Here is a 14,536-nt window from a genome sequence, read left to right on the forward strand (position 1 = left end):
CCATGACCGGGATCGCCGCGACGTCCGGGCGGGCGCCGCCACGCGTCCGGCCGAGCCCGATCACTCGGCCGCCCGCCGCATCACCGCATCCGCCGGCGCGTCCATGCCGAAGCGGGCGATGCTGGCCTCCAGCCGCAGGGCGGCGTTGATCAGCGCCATGTGGGAGAAGCCCTGCGGGGTATTTCCGCGCTGGGCGTCGGTGACCGGGTCGATCTCCTCGGCGAACAGGCCGACATCGTTGCTCCGGGCGATCAGGCCCTCGAAGGCGGCCCTCGCCTCGGTGGTCCGCCCGTCGAGGGCGAGGCAACCGACCCGCCAGAACGCGCAGGCCGTGAACGTACCCTCGTCGCCGGCGAGGCCGTCATCCATGCGGTAGCGGTAGATCAGGTCGCCGACCCCCAACTCGCGCTCGATGGCCGCGAGGGTCGCGCGCATGCGCGGCTCCCGCGGATCGAGGGCGCCGAACAGGGCGGCGCGCAGCACGGCGGCATCGAGGTGGTGCGATCCGTAGGCCCCGACATAGGACTGCTTCTCGGCGTTCCAGGCGCGCTCGCAATACTCGGCGCGGACCTCGGCGGCGATCCGTTCCCAGAGGGCGATCTTCTCCTCGGGCACCCCCGCGATGTTGCGGGCGATCCGGGCCGCATCCGTCAGCGCCACCCAGATCATCGCCTTGGTGTGGAGCTGCTGGCGCGGTCCGGTGCGCAGCTCCCAGATGCCGTGGTCCGGATCGTGCCGGTGGCGGATGGCCCGGGCGGTGAGGTTGTCGAGGACCTCCGGCAGGCGATCGTTGACCTTCTCCGGCGGATCGTAATCCACCGCCTCCAGGAAGATGCACAAGGCCCGCAGCAACTCGCCGTAGATGTCGTGCTGGTCCTGATCGGCGGCGAGATTGCCGATCACCACCGGCTTCACGCCGTTCCATCCGGCGAGGTGATCGAGTGTCTCTTCGGGCGGCATGTTTTCGGCGATGCCGTACAGCAGCCGGGTCTCCCGCCCGTAGGTGCCGTCCCGCTCCCGCAGGAAGCGCAGGAACTCCGACGCCTCGCGGACATAGCCGAGCATCACGAAAGCCGTCACCGTGAAGGCGGCGTCCCGCATCCACGTGAAGCGGTAATCGTAGTTGCGGTCGCCCGGCACCGCTTCCGGGAGACCGGCCGTGGCCGCGGCCACGATGGCGCCGGAGGGCGAGTAGGTCAGCAGCTTCAGGCACAGGGCCGACCGCATCACCGCGTCGCGGTAGGCGCCGCGATAGGTGCTGCGCGCGCTCCAGCGGCGCCAGTACTCCGTGGTCGTCTCCAGGCGATGCCGCGCGCCCGCGAAATCATCGATGCAGGCGTCTTCCTGATCCTCGCCGTGGGTGAGGACCAGGTAAGCCGTCTCACCCGCCGAGAGGCTGAAACGCACCTCGGCCGCGTCTCCGGTAAGACAGGGCCTGGGATGCGCGTTGACCCGCACGCGCCAGTCTCCGGCCTCGAACAGGACGGACCCGCCCTCCACCAGGGGCGTGCAGGGGCGGCGGGCGTAGTCGAAGGTTGGACGCACGCGAAACGAACCCGAGACGTGTCCCTGCTCGCAGGTCAGCAAGCGGATCAGACGGCTCTCGCTCTCGCCGTCCGGCCCCTCGTCGGGCTCGGGGCTCGGCGGATTCACCGGCATCAGGTCGACGAGGCGCGCCCGCCCCGCCCGCGTCGTGAAGGTCGTCTCGAGGACGTTGGTGTCCGGGACGTAACGGCGTGCATGGCCGGTCGAATCGTCGAAGGCGACGCTGCACGCGCCGCCCGCGGAATCGTCGAGAAGCTTCAGGAACAGGGCCGGCGAATCGTGGCGGGGCCAGCACAGCCAGTCGATCGAGCCGTCGCGGGCGATCAGGGCGCAGGAATGGGTGTCCCCGATGAGAGCGTAATCGCTGATGGGTTTCGACACGGGTCTTCCGGCTGGCGGCACCCGGTCCGCCGGGCAGGACGAAATCCTGAGGTAGCCGGGTGGCGCCGGGCGGGGAGTCCCGCTCGACGATTCGCCGCACGGCCGGTCAGGCTCTCGGTCGGGGCAGCATCCGGTCGCTGATGATCCGCCGCTGGATCTCGCTGGTGCCCTCGAAGATCGTGGTCAGCCGCGCGTCGCGCCAGTAGCGCTCGACCCGGCGCTCGGTGGTGTAGCCGTTGCCGCCATGCAGTTGCATCGCCTGGTTGGTGACCCGCACCGCCATCTCGGTGGCCAGGAGCTTCACCATCGCCGACTCGCTCTCGGCGGGCTCCCCCTGGTCGAGGAGGTGGGCGACCTGATGCCAATAGGCCCGCGCCTGAGCGACCTCGGCGGCCATGTCGGCCAGGGCGAAGCGCAGCGCCTGGAAGTCGCCGATCGGATGCCCGAACTGGACCCGCTCCTGGAGGTAGGACTGGCAATCCTCGACCGCGGCCCGCGCGACGCCGACAGCCCGGGCAGCCGTGTGGACCCGGGCGATGTTGAGGCCGCGCTGCACGGACGCGAAGCCGCCGGAATCGCCATCCGCGCCCTGGTCGCCGTAGAGCCCGGTGAGCCGGTCGCTCTCGGGCACCACGACGTCCTCCAGGATGAGTTCGAAGGTCTGGAAGCCATGGTAGCCGATCTTGTCGATCACGCGGCCTGTCACGCCCGGCGGGAAGCTGTCGCGCTCCTTGAGCACCAGGAACGGCTCCAAGCCGGCCGAGCGCGATTCGCCCGGTTCCGGATCGCGGGTGCGCGCCAGGACCTCGATGAAGTCGGCCCCCTTGGCGAAGCCCGCCCAGCGCTTGGTGCCGGTGAGCCGCCACCGGTCGCCGTCGCGCACCGCCCGGGTCTGCACGCCGGCGAGGTCGGACCCGGCATTGGGTTCCGACAGGGAGATCGAGCCGATCCACTGTCCCCGGGCCGAGCGCCGGAGGAGATCCGCCCGGCGCTCGGGATCGAGGGTCTGGGTGCCGAGCCCCTGGCCGCGCGCCAGGATGCTGCCCACCGAAAGCCACGCCCAGGCCAGCTCCTCGGAGACGAGGCAATACTCGAACACGCCGAGCCCCAGGCCGCCCTGCGCCTCGGGGATCGTAATGCCGAACCAGCCCTTCTCGGCCATGGCGTCGATCAACGCGCGCGGCATCTCGGCCTTCTGCCGGTCGAGTTCGTCGGCGAGCGGAAGCACCGTGTCGCGGGCGAACGCCCGGGCCTCGGCCTGAAGCGCCGCCCGTGCCTCCGTGCGCCAGGGCGCGACGAGGTCCGGCGGCTGCGGCGCGATCGGGTCTTTCCGGTCCACGGATCCGGTCATCATTCCCCCCGTCAGATGCGGCGTCGCGTTGCGCTTCAATTCAGGACGCGTGCGAGAAACACGCGTTTACAAATTGGTTCCCTGACCCACCTTCGAATAATCGGCGGATCGAGCCATAATAGCCTTATGATGCAGGCTGACCCGCACACCGATTCCTTCGCGATGAGTTCTCCGGCAACACCGCACATCCTCGTCGTCGAGGATGATCGGGAGATCTCGTCACTGATCGCGCGCTACCTGCGCGGCAACGACTGCCGCGTGACCCTGGCGGGCGACGGGCCCGATATGGACCGGGCTCTGGCGGAATCGCGCATCGACCTGATCGTCCTCGACCTGATGCTTCCCGGCGAGGACGGCCTCAGCCTGTGCAAGCGCCTCCGCGGTGGATCGCAGATCCCGATCCTGATCCTGACGGCGAAGTCCGAGGACGTAGACCGGATCCTCGGCCTGGAGCTGGGCGCCGACGACTACCTCGCCAAGCCGTTCAATCCGCGGGAGCTGCTGGCCCGCATCCGCGCGATCCTGCGGCGGGTCGCGGCCGAAGCGCCCGACGCGGATGATCGTCGGCGCCTGCATTTTTCGGGATGGACGCTCGACATCTCCCTGCGGCAGGTTCTGTCGCCCGAGGGGGCGCGCATCTCGATCACCGGGGCGGAGTTCGATCTCCTGCACGCCCTCTGCCTCCGGCCGGGGCGGGTTCTGTCGCGGGACCAGCTCCTCGATCTGACCCAGGGGCGCGCGGCGGGTCCGTTCGAGCGCAGCATCGACGTGCTGATCTCGCGGATCCGTCAGAAGATCGAGCGCGACACGCGCAACCCCGAATTCATCCGCACGATCCGCTCGGGGGGCTACCTGTTCACACCGGAGGTCACGCGGTCATGAGCGGGCTACGGCGGCTCCGCGCCCGTCTGCGCCCGAAGACCATCGCGGGACAGATCGCGTTGCTCGTGGTCGCCGGAATCGCGGTGGCCCACGTGGTGGCGACCCTGGCGTTCCTGTTCCTGCACGAATCTCAGAATCCTGATACCCTGCCGGGCGTGGCCGCCAGCCGCCTCGGCGTGCTCCTCCGGCTGATGGACGCGGTTGATCCGGCGGCGCGGCCCGCCCTGCTGGCGAGCGCGCGAAGCCTGCCGCTGATCCGCGTCGAGGCCTGGGACGGCACGGTGCCGCCGGGGGCGGCAACGCCGCCCGACCTGCCGGTGATCCGACGGCTGCGCAATGGCGCAGGCCGCCCGGTGACGATCACCGATCTCTCGGCGAACGATCCGGACGAGGCCCGGTCGGACGGCCAGCTGCATGTCGGCATCGTCACGCCGGCAGGGGCGCGCCTCCAGGCGACGCTGCCGAACGATCCGCTGCGGGGTCCCCGCCAGGGTGCCCTGATCTTCACCGTCGTGTTCCTGGCGCTGACCCTGGCGCTCCTCTGCGTGTGGGCGACCCGGGCTCTCACGGCGCCGCTGAAGCGACTCGCCGGGGCGGCGGAGGCTTTCGGCGCCCGCGACGACCACGTATCGCTGCCGGAAGCAGGCCCGCGCGAGGTTCTCGCCGTGTCCCGGGCGCTGGACCGGATGCGGTCCCGGGTGCGGCGGCTGATCGACGACCGCACGCAGATGCTCGCCGCGATCAGCCACGACCTGCGCACGCCGATCACCCGCCTGCGGCTGCGGGCCGAATTCATCGAGGACGAGAACGCGCGGGCCTCCACCCTGCGCGATCTCGACCAGATGAACGGCCTCGTGGAAGCGGCGCTCTCCTTCGTGCGCGACGGCCAGGTTCGGGACACGAACAGCCACAGCCTCGTGGACCTCGCGTCGGTGATCCAGACGGTCTGCGACGATTTCTCGGATTTCGGGGCGCCGGTGAGCGTCGGCCGCAGTCGGCACGTGCTGGTCCAGGGCCGTCCCGAGGAGTTGCAGCGAGCGGTGACCAATCTGGTCGACAACGCCGTGAAATACGGGGGTCGCGCGGAGGTCCAGATGGAATCCTCCGAGCGCGGCGTCCGGGTCTGCATCCTCGATTCCGGCCCCGGGATCCCGGACGCGGAGCGCGAGGCGATGCTCCAGCCGTTCGTGCGCGGCGACCGGGCCCGCAATCTTAACGCGGCGAGCGGCTTCGGTCTCGGCCTCTCCATCGTCCAGGCCATCGTCGAGGCCCATAACGGGCGGCTGTGCCTGGAGAACCGTCCCGAAGGCGGTCTCTGCGCCGCGATCGAGCTTCCCCTTGCGGCCCAGGCCTTCGCGGGCCGCGCCGCGCAGAAGCCCGCGCCGCTGCCGGCCGCGGCGGCCTGAGGCCACCGCGGTGGTCGTGCCTTAGGCCGCCCTGACGTTGCGCAGGAACTGCGCGACTTCGGCGCGGAGCTGCTCCGAGCGCGTCGCCAGGGCATCGGAAGCCTGAGCGACCGAAGCCGCGGCCTCACCGGCATCGCCCGCGACACGGGCGACCGCGGCGATCTCGACGGTCATCGTGCCGGTGCCGACGGAGGCCTGGCCCATGCTGCGGACGATGTCCTGCGTGGTGGCGCCCTGCTGATCCACGGCGGCCGCGATGCTGGTCGACACGTGGTTCATCGCCTCGATCTGAGCCGTGACTCCCTGGATCGCACCCGCCGCATCGCCCGTGACGTTCTGGATCGCGGCGACCTGTCGGCTGATCTCCTCGGTAGCCCGGCTGGTCTGGGCGGCGAGTTCCTTGACCTCGGAGGCGACCACCGCGAAGCCGCGCCCGGCCTCGCCGGCCCGGGCCGCCTCGATCGTGGCGTTCAGGGCCAGCAGATTGGTCTGACCGGCAATCGTCGAGACCATGCCGACGACGTCGCCGATCCGCGTCGCCGCGGCGGCCAGCTCGGTCATGGTCTGCTCGGCCCGGCGCGCCTCGCCGACGGCCGTCGCCGACATCCCGGCCGCCTGCTCGACCTGGCGGCCGATCTCCTGGACGGTGGCGCCGAGTTCCTCGGCCGCCGCCGCAACGGTGTTGACGTTCTCGGAGGTCTGCTGGGCGGCACTGGCGACGCTGGTCGAGCGTTCGGACGTCCCCGCGACCGCGGCCCGCATGGTGCCAGAAGCGCCCTGAAGCTCGATGACGGCCCCCGTCAGGCCCTCGACGATGCCGCCGACCGACCGTTCGAAGCCGTCGGCGAGTTCCTTCAGCATCGCGCGGCGGCTCTGCTCCTCGCGCAGCCGGGCGGCCTCCGTCGTCTGCAACTGCTGGGCGGCATCCTCGAGGGACATGTCGCGGATGGTGACCACCGCGCGGGCGATGTCCCCGATCTCGTCCCGACGCCCGCTGCCGGGCACGTCGGTGAGGGCCTGGCGATCGGCGAGGGCCTTCAGCGCGCGGGTGAGGGCTCCGAGCGGCGCCACGATGGAGCGGGCGAGCAACAGGCCGAGGACCGCCGTCGCGGCCAGGACGAGGAGCCCCGTGAGAACAAGTGTGCGCGACAGGGCCTGGACCGCACTGATCGCCTCGGCCTGGGACTGCTCCGCCACCACCGTCCAGGGCGCACCGAGCACGGATACCGGCGAGGCCGCCGCCATGTGTATGCCGTCCGCGGCAGTGAAATCGACCGCGCCACCGGCCTTGATCCGGTCGCCGGCCAGGCCGATTCCGGAGAGCGCCGTTCCGGCCTTCACGCCGGGATTCAGCGGCGGATTGCTGCGCAGGAGGCCGTCCGCGCCGGCCGCAACGATCTGTCCGGTCTCGCCGAGGCCGGTCCGCTTGGCCAGGGTCTGATCGAACAGGGTCGGTGTCACCCGCATGGCGATGAAGCCGATCCGCTCGGCCGCCTGCGCCGTGCCCATGGCGACGTTCGCGCGCTTGGTCATGGCGCGGCCGATGAAAGCGGCTGGCATCCCGTCGACCGGATAGACGGAAAAATCCTCGAACAGAACCGCGCCCGCATCGGCGGATTTGAGGCGCTCGACCAGCCGGGCGAGCGCTGTGCCCGACAGACCTTCGTCCGACACCGCCTTGGCGAAGTCGTCCCCCTTGGTCGTCGTGTAGACGATCCGGCCGTTGTCATCGAGGAACAACAGGTCGGCGTAGCCGGGCTGAGCGACGAGCTTGCGCGCCACCTCCTGGACCTTGACGTGCCGGCGCGCATACATCGAGGTCATGCCGCTGCCATCCTGGGCGATCCGGGCCTCGGCGGTCTGCGGAGCGCGGAACGCCGCGACGACGCCGGCGGTGTCGGGCTTCGCCGGATCGAGCGTATCGATCAGGTCGGGAAAGTTCGAGACGATCTGCGGATGGGACGCGACCGCCTGGAAGTCGGCCTGCATCCGGTCCGCCACCAGCTCGATCCCGTCCCGCCGGGCCGCCGCTGCCAGTTCGAGCCGTTCGTGGGCGGCGGTCATCAGGCCCGAACGCGCCGAGTACCAGCTGAATCCACCCATCGCGGTGGCACTCAGGAGCGCCAGACCGACAGTGGTCGCGGGAAGGCGCGCGCTCAGCCGCGAAAACGTTTTCATGATGGCCCTGGTATATTGAAGCGATGCGAACAGCCTGTCGGACTAACCAATTCCACTAAAAAACTCGTAAACGCCAATTCAGCGAGATTCTTGCCGATCAGCTTCGGAACACAACCATGGAGGGAGGGAACATCTTTCCGTTCAAGTCATGGGTAGATCAGCAGGCCGGTTTCGACAGTCCGGCGGCTTTCAAAATCCAGCCGGATCGATCGACGGATGCACCGGCGTCGGCTGGCCCGCCAAGGGCGATCGGCGGCGCGTCATCGAATGACGGCCCGGCCCCTGCTAGAGCGGCTGCGGAGCGCCGTGGCGTCGAGACCGCGATGGAGACGGTATGAGCAGCGAAGCCAGACTGGACGCGACGCGCAGCATCGCGCTGATCGGAGCACCCATCGAGGTCGGAACCAGCGAGCCCGGCGCGCTGATGGGTCCGGCGGCCCTGCGAACCGCCGGGCTCGCCCGCACCCTCTCCGATCTCGGACACGCGGTGACGGACCGCGGCGACGTCAGCCCGGAAGGCACCGCGCGCGACCGGGGGCTCCACGCGGTCGCCGCCTGGACGCGCGCCCTGTCCAGGGTCGTCGAGGACGCCCTCGACACGGGGGCGCTGCCGCTGACGGCGGGGGGCGACCACAGCCTGTCGCTGGGCTCCGTCGACGGGGTGATGCGGCATTGCGGGCGACGCGGCCAATCCGTCTTCGTGCTCTGGCTGGACGCCCATGCCGATTTCAACACGCCGGAGACCTCACCATCCGGAAACGTGCACGGCATGCCGCTCGCCGCCCTTTGCGGCGAGCCGGGCTTTCCGCGCCTGTTCGCCGAGCCGGCTCCGCCGCCGCTGCCCCCCGGCAACGTCCATCTGTTCGGCCTGCGGTCGATCGACGGCGGCGAGCGCGCCCTGGTGACGGCGCGGCGGGTCGGCGTCACCGACATGCGGACGATCGACGAATTCGGGGTCGTGGCGCCCCTCCGACGGGTGCTTGACCGCGTCGCCGCTCAAGGCGCCCATCTCCATGTCAGCCTCGACATCGATTTCCTCGACCCGTCGATCGCACCGGGTGTGGGCACCACCGTCCCGGGCGGTGCGACGTTCCGGGAGGCGCATCTGATCATGGAGATGCTTCACGATTCCGGGTTGGTGCGCTCCCTCGACGTCGTCGAACTCAATCCCTTCCTCGACGAGCGTGGACGCAGCGCGCGGGTTCTGGTGGAACTTGTGGCGAGCCTGTTCGGCCGGCGCATCCTCGACCGGCCGACCCTCTCGTTCGGCGCCGTCACCGACGAACCGACCGGACGCGCCTGATGGACGGCCACCTCCCGCGCCAGCCCTCGTCACCCGCTTCGGACCACGGCGCGCCCTCGCGTCAGCGCTCGAATGGGTGTGTCCGGCTGCGGGCGGGACCGGCGCGTCCGGGCGCCGAGACGCGCGTCCTCGACCTCGCGGAATCCGGGCCATCGCGGCTACGCTTCCCACGGGGGACGGGTGCCCTCGAGACGGTCCTCGTCAACACCGCGGGCGGGGTGGCCTGCGGCGACACCTTCGCCCTCGACCTCGCCCTCGAACCGGCGGCCGATCTGGTGCTGACCACGACGGCGGCCGAGAAGATCTACCGATCGGACGGCCCCGTGAGCCGGATCGAGAACGCCGTGACCCTGGGGGCGGGCGCCCGCCTCGCCTGGCTGCCGCAGGAGACGATCCTGTTCGACCGTGCCCGGGTCCGGCGGCACTTCGAGGCCGACCTCGCCGAACGCGCCGCCCTGATCGTCGTGGAGGTCGTCGCGTTCGGTCGCGCGGCCCGGGGCGAGCGGATCCTGGACGGCCTGTTCTCGGATTCCTGGCGGATCCGCCGCGGCGGACGGCTCGCCTATGCCGACACGCTCCTGCTGGAAGGACCGATCAGCGACCAGCTCGCCCGCCCGGCCATCGGCGGCGGGGCACGCGCCTTCGCCACCGTCCTGGACGTCTCCGACGGCGCCGAGGGGCGGCTCGATGAGGCGCGCAGCCGGCTGGCCGAGACTGCTGCGCCGGGCATCACGGCGGCGGCGAGCGCCTGGAACGGCCATCTGGCGGTCCGCGCTCTCGGGGACGCCGTCGGCCCCCTGCGCGGCCTCGTCGCCCGGTTCCTAACGGGCTATCGCGGGCTGCCGATGCCCCGGGTCTGGCAGAGCTGACAGGCTCTGCACACGCGGTGGGCTCGGGGCCGTTGCCTGGGACGGCCGACCTCTGCTAGAGACGCGCTCTCGGAGCTGTCCGCCAAGCTCCGCGGGACGGCAGCGTCGTCCAGGAAGGCCTCGTGGCGGAGTGGTTACGCAGAGGACTGCAAATCCTTGCACCCCGGTTCGATTCCGGGCGAGGCCTCCATCCTTTCCATTCCGGTCGATCGGCAAGTCTCGCCATGGCGTGCGGGCGCGGCGTCACGCGCCGTGGACCTGCATCAGAAATGTCTCGATCGCCTGCTGCAGGGTGTAAGTTCCGGCTTTGACCCGCGCAGCGCTGCCGCGCACCTGCCCGGCCTGCACCTCGTTCGATGCGGCGGCGGCCTCAACGCCGGCCACGCTCTCCGAGATCTTCCGGGCATCCGCCGCCGCGCTGAAGATTGCCCGGGCGATGTCCTGGCTGGCGTGACCCTGCTGGTCGGTGGCGAGGGCCACTTCGGAAGCGATCAGGCTCATCCGGGCGATGGTCTCGCCGATCGTCCCGATGGCGCCGACCGTGCGATCCGCGGCCCCCTGGATCGCCCCGACCTGCCCGGTGATGCGGTCGGTGGCGAGGGACGTCTGGCAGGCCAACGCCTTAACTTCTGCGGCGACCACGGCGAAGCCGCGCCCGGCGGCGCCGGCGCGGGCGGCCTCGATCGTGGCGTTGAGCGCCAGCAGGTTGGTCTGCTCGGCCACCGCACGGATGAGGGTGACGACGGCGCCGATCTCCTCCGCCGCCTGCGAGAGGCTCATCACCGTCTCCTCCAGGCCGCGGGTATCGGTGAGGGCGGAGGATGCGATCTCGCTGGTGTATCGGACTCGGGCCTCGATCTCCCGGGCCGAGGCCGAGAGTTCCTCGGCGGCGCTGGCGATGCTGTCGACGATGCCGGCGCTCTGGCTTGACGCCCCGGTCACGACGGCGGCCTCGGCCGTCATCGCGCCGGCATTCCCCGAGAGGGTGTCGGCCGCCACCTGCATCGCCTCCGCCGAGCCCGCGAGATCGGCGACCGCGCGATGCGTCTCCGTCTCGAAGGTGCGCGTCGCGACGGCCAGCGTCTCGGCCCGGTGGCGGTCACGGTCGCGGCGCCCCTGCGCCTGCGCGTCGAGGTCGCGCTTCTCGATCAGGGCTGTCTGAAAAGCCGCGATGGCGGAGGCCATCTCGCCGATCTCGTCGCGGCGGTGCGTGAACGGGATCGTGCGGCCGAGATCGTTGGTGGCGAGGGCCGTCATCCCGTCCTTGAGCCGATGCAGGGGCTGCCGGACCTGGGTGACGATGATCCAGATCGCCGCGAACAGACCCAGCGCCAGCGCCAGGGCCGGCACGACCACGAGGGTGATCCGCATCTGACGGCGCTCGGCCGCATCCTCGGCGCGGCGGGCGTTGAGACGGGTCAGCACCTCCCGCCCGAGAAGGCCGATCTCGGCGATCATGCGCTCGCGGTTCTTCACGGTCGCCTCGTCGGTCGCCTGGATCAGAGCGGCCTTGGGCGAGACCGTGAGCCCCAGCTCGGCCGTGTCGGTCTGGTAGGCGATGAATTCCTTGACGAACAGATCGAACCGCCGGCGGCGGTCCTCGGGAAGCTGATCCTGCATCGCGTCGAGGAACGGCCCCCGCACCTGCTCCACCGTCGCCAGGGCGTCGTGCAGCGCCGACAGCCGCGAACGCGCCTCGGTCGTGTCCTCCGCGGTGTAGAGGGCGATGGCCTGCACCACCGCGTGCTCGATCGCCTGACCCAGAGCGCCGGCCTGAAGCCCGGCGTTCCAGATCCTGTCCGTAGCGGCGGCGCGCTCCTGCTCCCAGTTGGATTGCCGTACGGCGAACACCGCGATGGCGATCGCCACCAGGGCCAGCAGCCCGACGACCGCCGAGAGCTTGAAGCCGAGTGAGATTCGCATGAGAGCAGCGCCGCCCTGGCAGGAATGCCTGATTGCTCAATCTATACCGAAGGACAATAATTTGAACAGACAACTATAGCTGGCAAAATTACTTATCAAACGCTGAGGTTTTTCGCGCTGATAGCCAGCGAAGTTTCCTGATGCTTGCAAGGTTTTAAGTTCAATTCCGATCGTTGCTGTCAGTTCATGTCGGCACGAACCACCGTCATGACTTGTTCGCCTCGCCGCCGCGGTTCACGGGCCCGGCCGGAACAGATTTCATCATGGCGCCGACCCGGGCCGGGCTCCAATCATCGATCCACGCACGCGGCGAACCGGCCGCCCTCTGGCGCATGTCGCGAAGCGGGCTGCCTCGGGAGGGCGGCGACGATCTCGCGGCGCAGGTCATCGCGCTAGACGTCGACCAGTTCGGGGAGGATGTCGGCCCGATGCTCGTCCAAGGCGGCGATCAGGCGGGGCCGGTCGCTCACCCATTCGAAGGCGACGGACAGTTCGCTCTCGGCGAAAGGGTCCTGCGGGTTGAGACAACGATGGAACAGCATGGTCGCGGTGAGAACGTGCCGGCGCGTGCGGCGGGGTGATCGCCATAGGATCGGGTCACGACCGTCCGATGACGCGGGGCGTGCGTTGGCGAGTCGTCGGCGTGCCATCAGCCTGGGTGCCGTCCGCGGGTGTTGCCGATCGATCACGTCACGGCCGCCCGGCGCCCCCCGGAGCGGAGCGCACATCAAGGCCCTTGCGTGCTGCGATCCCGATGTGTAGAGACCCCCTCGTGATCCCCGATAGCTCAGTTGGTAGAGCAGGCGACTGTTAATCGCCTTGTCGCAGGTTCGAGTCCTGCTCGGGGAGCCAAAAGCCCAGCTCCAGCACAATTCAGTCTGACCGTTCGTCCGTCGCGCCTGCGGCGGTCCGCAGACGATGGATCCGGGCCGGGCACCGTGCCCTCGTCCCACGACACCCGTGGCGGCGGCCCTGATCGAGCGCGGCGCAGCAAACCAGAAGAAGCCGCGATCCACGGCACTGCCCTCAGCATCCCCCGAGCGACCGGCCTCATCCCGATCCAATCGATCGCGCTCGGTCGGGACGGATCGGCAAATTCTGCCGCTCGGCCGTTCCTGCCGAAGGACGTCCTGCAAGGGCGCTTGAAATCATTGCGCTAATTCTGGAACGTGCCATGCCTGCCCACATCGAACGCGGTCGCGAGGGCGTACGATGTCGGTGAATGCGGTTACGGGCAGTTCTCTCCAACGGGATCTCGTCAGCGCCCTGAGGCAGGCACGCGCAGCGAGCGCCATCCAGCTCGATGCCAGCGCCCTGTCGAGCGCCGGCCAGAATTCCGGCACTGCGCCCGAAACGGCGGCCACGCCGCAGGGGACCAGCGCAGCCACGGCGCCGACCCTGTCGAGCGACCTGATGGCGTCACTCCTGCAGTTGCAATCCGACTTCAGCCAGATGGGCCTCCAGAGCGGCGTCACGACGCCAGCCGATGCGGCGGCCAATGCCGAGGATGCATCCACGACCGGCGCGGCGTCGGGCCAGGCCGCGACCGACGCCACGCCGGTGCACCGCCACCACGGCCACCACGCCCGTCCGCCCCTGCCGGACTCCTCGGAGACCGGGCAGACCGGCGCCGCGACGGACGCGACAAGCGCGTCCACGGCGTCGACCACGTCGACGGGCGCGACCTCGACCGCCTCCGCCGCGTTGCCGACCGCGAGCGGGAGCGACCTGGATTCCTTCCTGCAGCAGGTCACGAAGGCGATCACCGCCTATGCGACCGGCGGTCCGATCGGCATCGCGGCCGCGCTCACCAGCAGCGCCAAGGCCTGACGCCCCCGGGATCGCCCCACGCCTGGAGCGGCGCGACCGCCTCTGGCATAATCGGGCGAACCGGAGCTCACCATGCCCCTGACCATCCCCGTGATCCTTGGCAGCGTCCGGACCGACCGCATCGGCATCCGCGCCGCACGCTTCCTGATTGCGCAGCTCGAGGCGCGCGGCCACGCGGCACCGCTGGTCGATCCGGCTGAGCTGAGGCTGCCCCTCCTTGACCGGATGTTCAAGGAATACCCGGCCGGCGCCGCGCCGGAGCCCCTGCAACGTCTCGCCGATCTTTTCCGCCGATCCGACGCCTTCATGATTGTCACGGGGGAGTACAATCACGGTGTCCCACCGGCGTTGTCCAACACCCTCGACCATTTCCTGGAAGAGTATTTCTGGCGGCCCTCGGCGATCTGCTGCTACTCCGCCGGCCAGTTCGGCGGCGTCCGGGCGGCGATGCCGCTCCGGGCGATGCTCGCGGAGATGGGCATGTCCAGCATCCCCTCGCTCCTGCCGATCCCGCGCCTTCAGACGGCCATCGACGGGCAGGGCATCCCCGCCGAGCCTTGGCTCATACCGGCGGCCGCCCGCTTCCTCGACGAGCTGGAATGGCACGCCGAGGCCCTGCGGGATCGGCGCCAGCGCGGCACGCCGTACTGAGACACGACGCAGCGGCCACCCGCTCCCGGTCCCGTTCGGCGCGCCGCGCGTGATGCAGCGAATCCCAGGCAACCACCGGTATTCGACCCATTGCGCGCACCTCGGAGTGCGCAATTTTTCGTCCTGCACCTCGTGAGACAGGGCATTCGATTCCCAAATTGGGCAAATACTCGACACACGATTGCAGAGCAACTTGGCGCCTGCGCACCGACACGAT

General features: G+C 70.0%; 11 protein-coding genes and 2 tRNA genes. 8 read left to right on the top strand and 5 right to left on the bottom strand.

Going from position 1 to position 14,536, the window contains the following annotated elements; genetic code table 11:
- Positions 1 to 60: 60 nt before the first annotated feature.
- Together ACXJKQ_RS01040 and ACXJKQ_RS01045 are read right to left on the bottom strand one after the other, a co-directional pair.
- Positions 61 to 1,926: a glycoside hydrolase family 15 protein gene (locus ACXJKQ_RS01040; protein ID WP_457103904.1), complete on the bottom strand. Its 1,866-nt coding sequence runs from the start codon at positions 1,924 to 1,926 to the stop codon at positions 61 to 63.
- Positions 1,927 to 2,032: 106 nt separating this feature from the next.
- Positions 2,033 to 3,277, bottom strand: coding sequence for an acyl-CoA dehydrogenase family protein (locus ACXJKQ_RS01045; protein ID WP_457104064.1), 1,245 nt, complete (start codon positions 3,275 to 3,277; stop codon positions 2,033 to 2,035).
- 126 nt (positions 3,278 to 3,403) lie between these two features.
- On the opposite strand from ACXJKQ_RS01045, the gene ACXJKQ_RS01050 reads away from it, so the two are divergent.
- Positions 3,404 to 4,159, top strand: a complete 756-nt coding sequence (locus ACXJKQ_RS01050) for a response regulator (RefSeq protein ID WP_457103905.1) — start codon at positions 3,404 to 3,406, stop codon at positions 4,157 to 4,159.
- Positions 4,156 to 5,565, top strand: a complete 1,410-nt coding sequence (locus ACXJKQ_RS01055; RefSeq protein ID WP_457103906.1) for an ATP-binding protein — start codon at positions 4,156 to 4,158, stop codon at positions 5,563 to 5,565. The genes ACXJKQ_RS01050 and ACXJKQ_RS01055 overlap by 4 nt, the downstream gene beginning before the upstream one ends.
- Positions 5,566 to 5,586: 21 nt before the next feature.
- On the opposite strand, the gene ACXJKQ_RS01060 is transcribed toward ACXJKQ_RS01055, so the two are convergent.
- The gene (locus tag ACXJKQ_RS01060; RefSeq protein ID WP_457103907.1) at positions 5,587 to 7,743 is read right to left on the bottom strand and encodes a methyl-accepting chemotaxis protein; all 2,157 of its coding nucleotides are present in this window, start codon (positions 7,741 to 7,743) and stop codon (positions 5,587 to 5,589) included.
- Between the two features lie 334 nt (positions 7,744 to 8,077).
- On the opposite strand from ACXJKQ_RS01060, the gene rocF reads away from it, so the two are divergent.
- The 3 genes from rocF to ACXJKQ_RS01075 all read left to right on the top strand — a co-directional run bounded on the left by rocF (position 8,078) and on the right by ACXJKQ_RS01075 (position 10,105).
- Entirely contained in the window at positions 8,078 to 9,046 is a 969-nt protein-coding gene (gene rocF / locus ACXJKQ_RS01065) for an arginase (protein WP_457103908.1), read from the top strand.
- Positions 9,046 to 9,915, top strand: a complete 870-nt coding sequence (locus ACXJKQ_RS01070) for an urease accessory protein UreD (RefSeq protein WP_457103909.1) — start codon at positions 9,046 to 9,048, stop codon at positions 9,913 to 9,915. Before rocF ends, ACXJKQ_RS01070 begins: the two co-directional genes overlap by 1 nt.
- 116 nt (positions 9,916 to 10,031) lie before the next feature.
- Positions 10,032 to 10,105 (top strand) — tRNA-Cys (locus tag ACXJKQ_RS01075).
- 53 nt (positions 10,106 to 10,158) lie between these two features.
- Here ACXJKQ_RS01075 and ACXJKQ_RS01080 read toward each other — a convergent pair.
- Positions 10,159 to 11,838, bottom strand: coding sequence for a methyl-accepting chemotaxis protein (locus ACXJKQ_RS01080; protein ID WP_457103910.1), 1,680 nt, complete (start codon positions 11,836 to 11,838; stop codon positions 10,159 to 10,161).
- A gap of 392 nt (positions 11,839 to 12,230) precedes the next feature.
- Positions 12,231 to 12,380 carry a hypothetical protein gene (locus ACXJKQ_RS01085; RefSeq protein ID WP_457103911.1) on the bottom strand — a complete coding sequence of 50 codons (150 nt, stop codon included), beginning with the start codon at positions 12,378 to 12,380 and terminating at the stop codon, positions 12,231 to 12,233.
- Between the two features lie 234 nt (positions 12,381 to 12,614).
- Here ACXJKQ_RS01085 and ACXJKQ_RS01090 point away from each other — a divergent pair.
- The 3 genes from ACXJKQ_RS01090 to ACXJKQ_RS01100 all read left to right on the top strand — a co-directional run bounded on the left by ACXJKQ_RS01090 (position 12,615) and on the right by ACXJKQ_RS01100 (position 14,319).
- Positions 12,615 to 12,690: transfer RNA gene (locus ACXJKQ_RS01090), tRNA-Asn, on the top strand.
- 360 nt (positions 12,691 to 13,050) lie between these two features.
- The gene (locus tag ACXJKQ_RS01095; protein ID WP_457103912.1) at positions 13,051 to 13,668 is read left to right on the top strand and encodes a cell wall anchor protein; all 618 of its coding nucleotides are present in this window, start codon (positions 13,051 to 13,053) and stop codon (positions 13,666 to 13,668) included.
- 72 nt (positions 13,669 to 13,740) lie between these two features.
- Positions 13,741 to 14,319, top strand: coding sequence for an NADPH-dependent FMN reductase (locus ACXJKQ_RS01100; RefSeq protein ID WP_457103913.1), 579 nt, complete (start codon positions 13,741 to 13,743; stop codon positions 14,317 to 14,319).
- Positions 14,320 to 14,536: the final 217 nt, after the last annotated feature.

It is taken from the genome of Methylobacterium sp. P5_C11 (genome assembly GCF_054049775.1).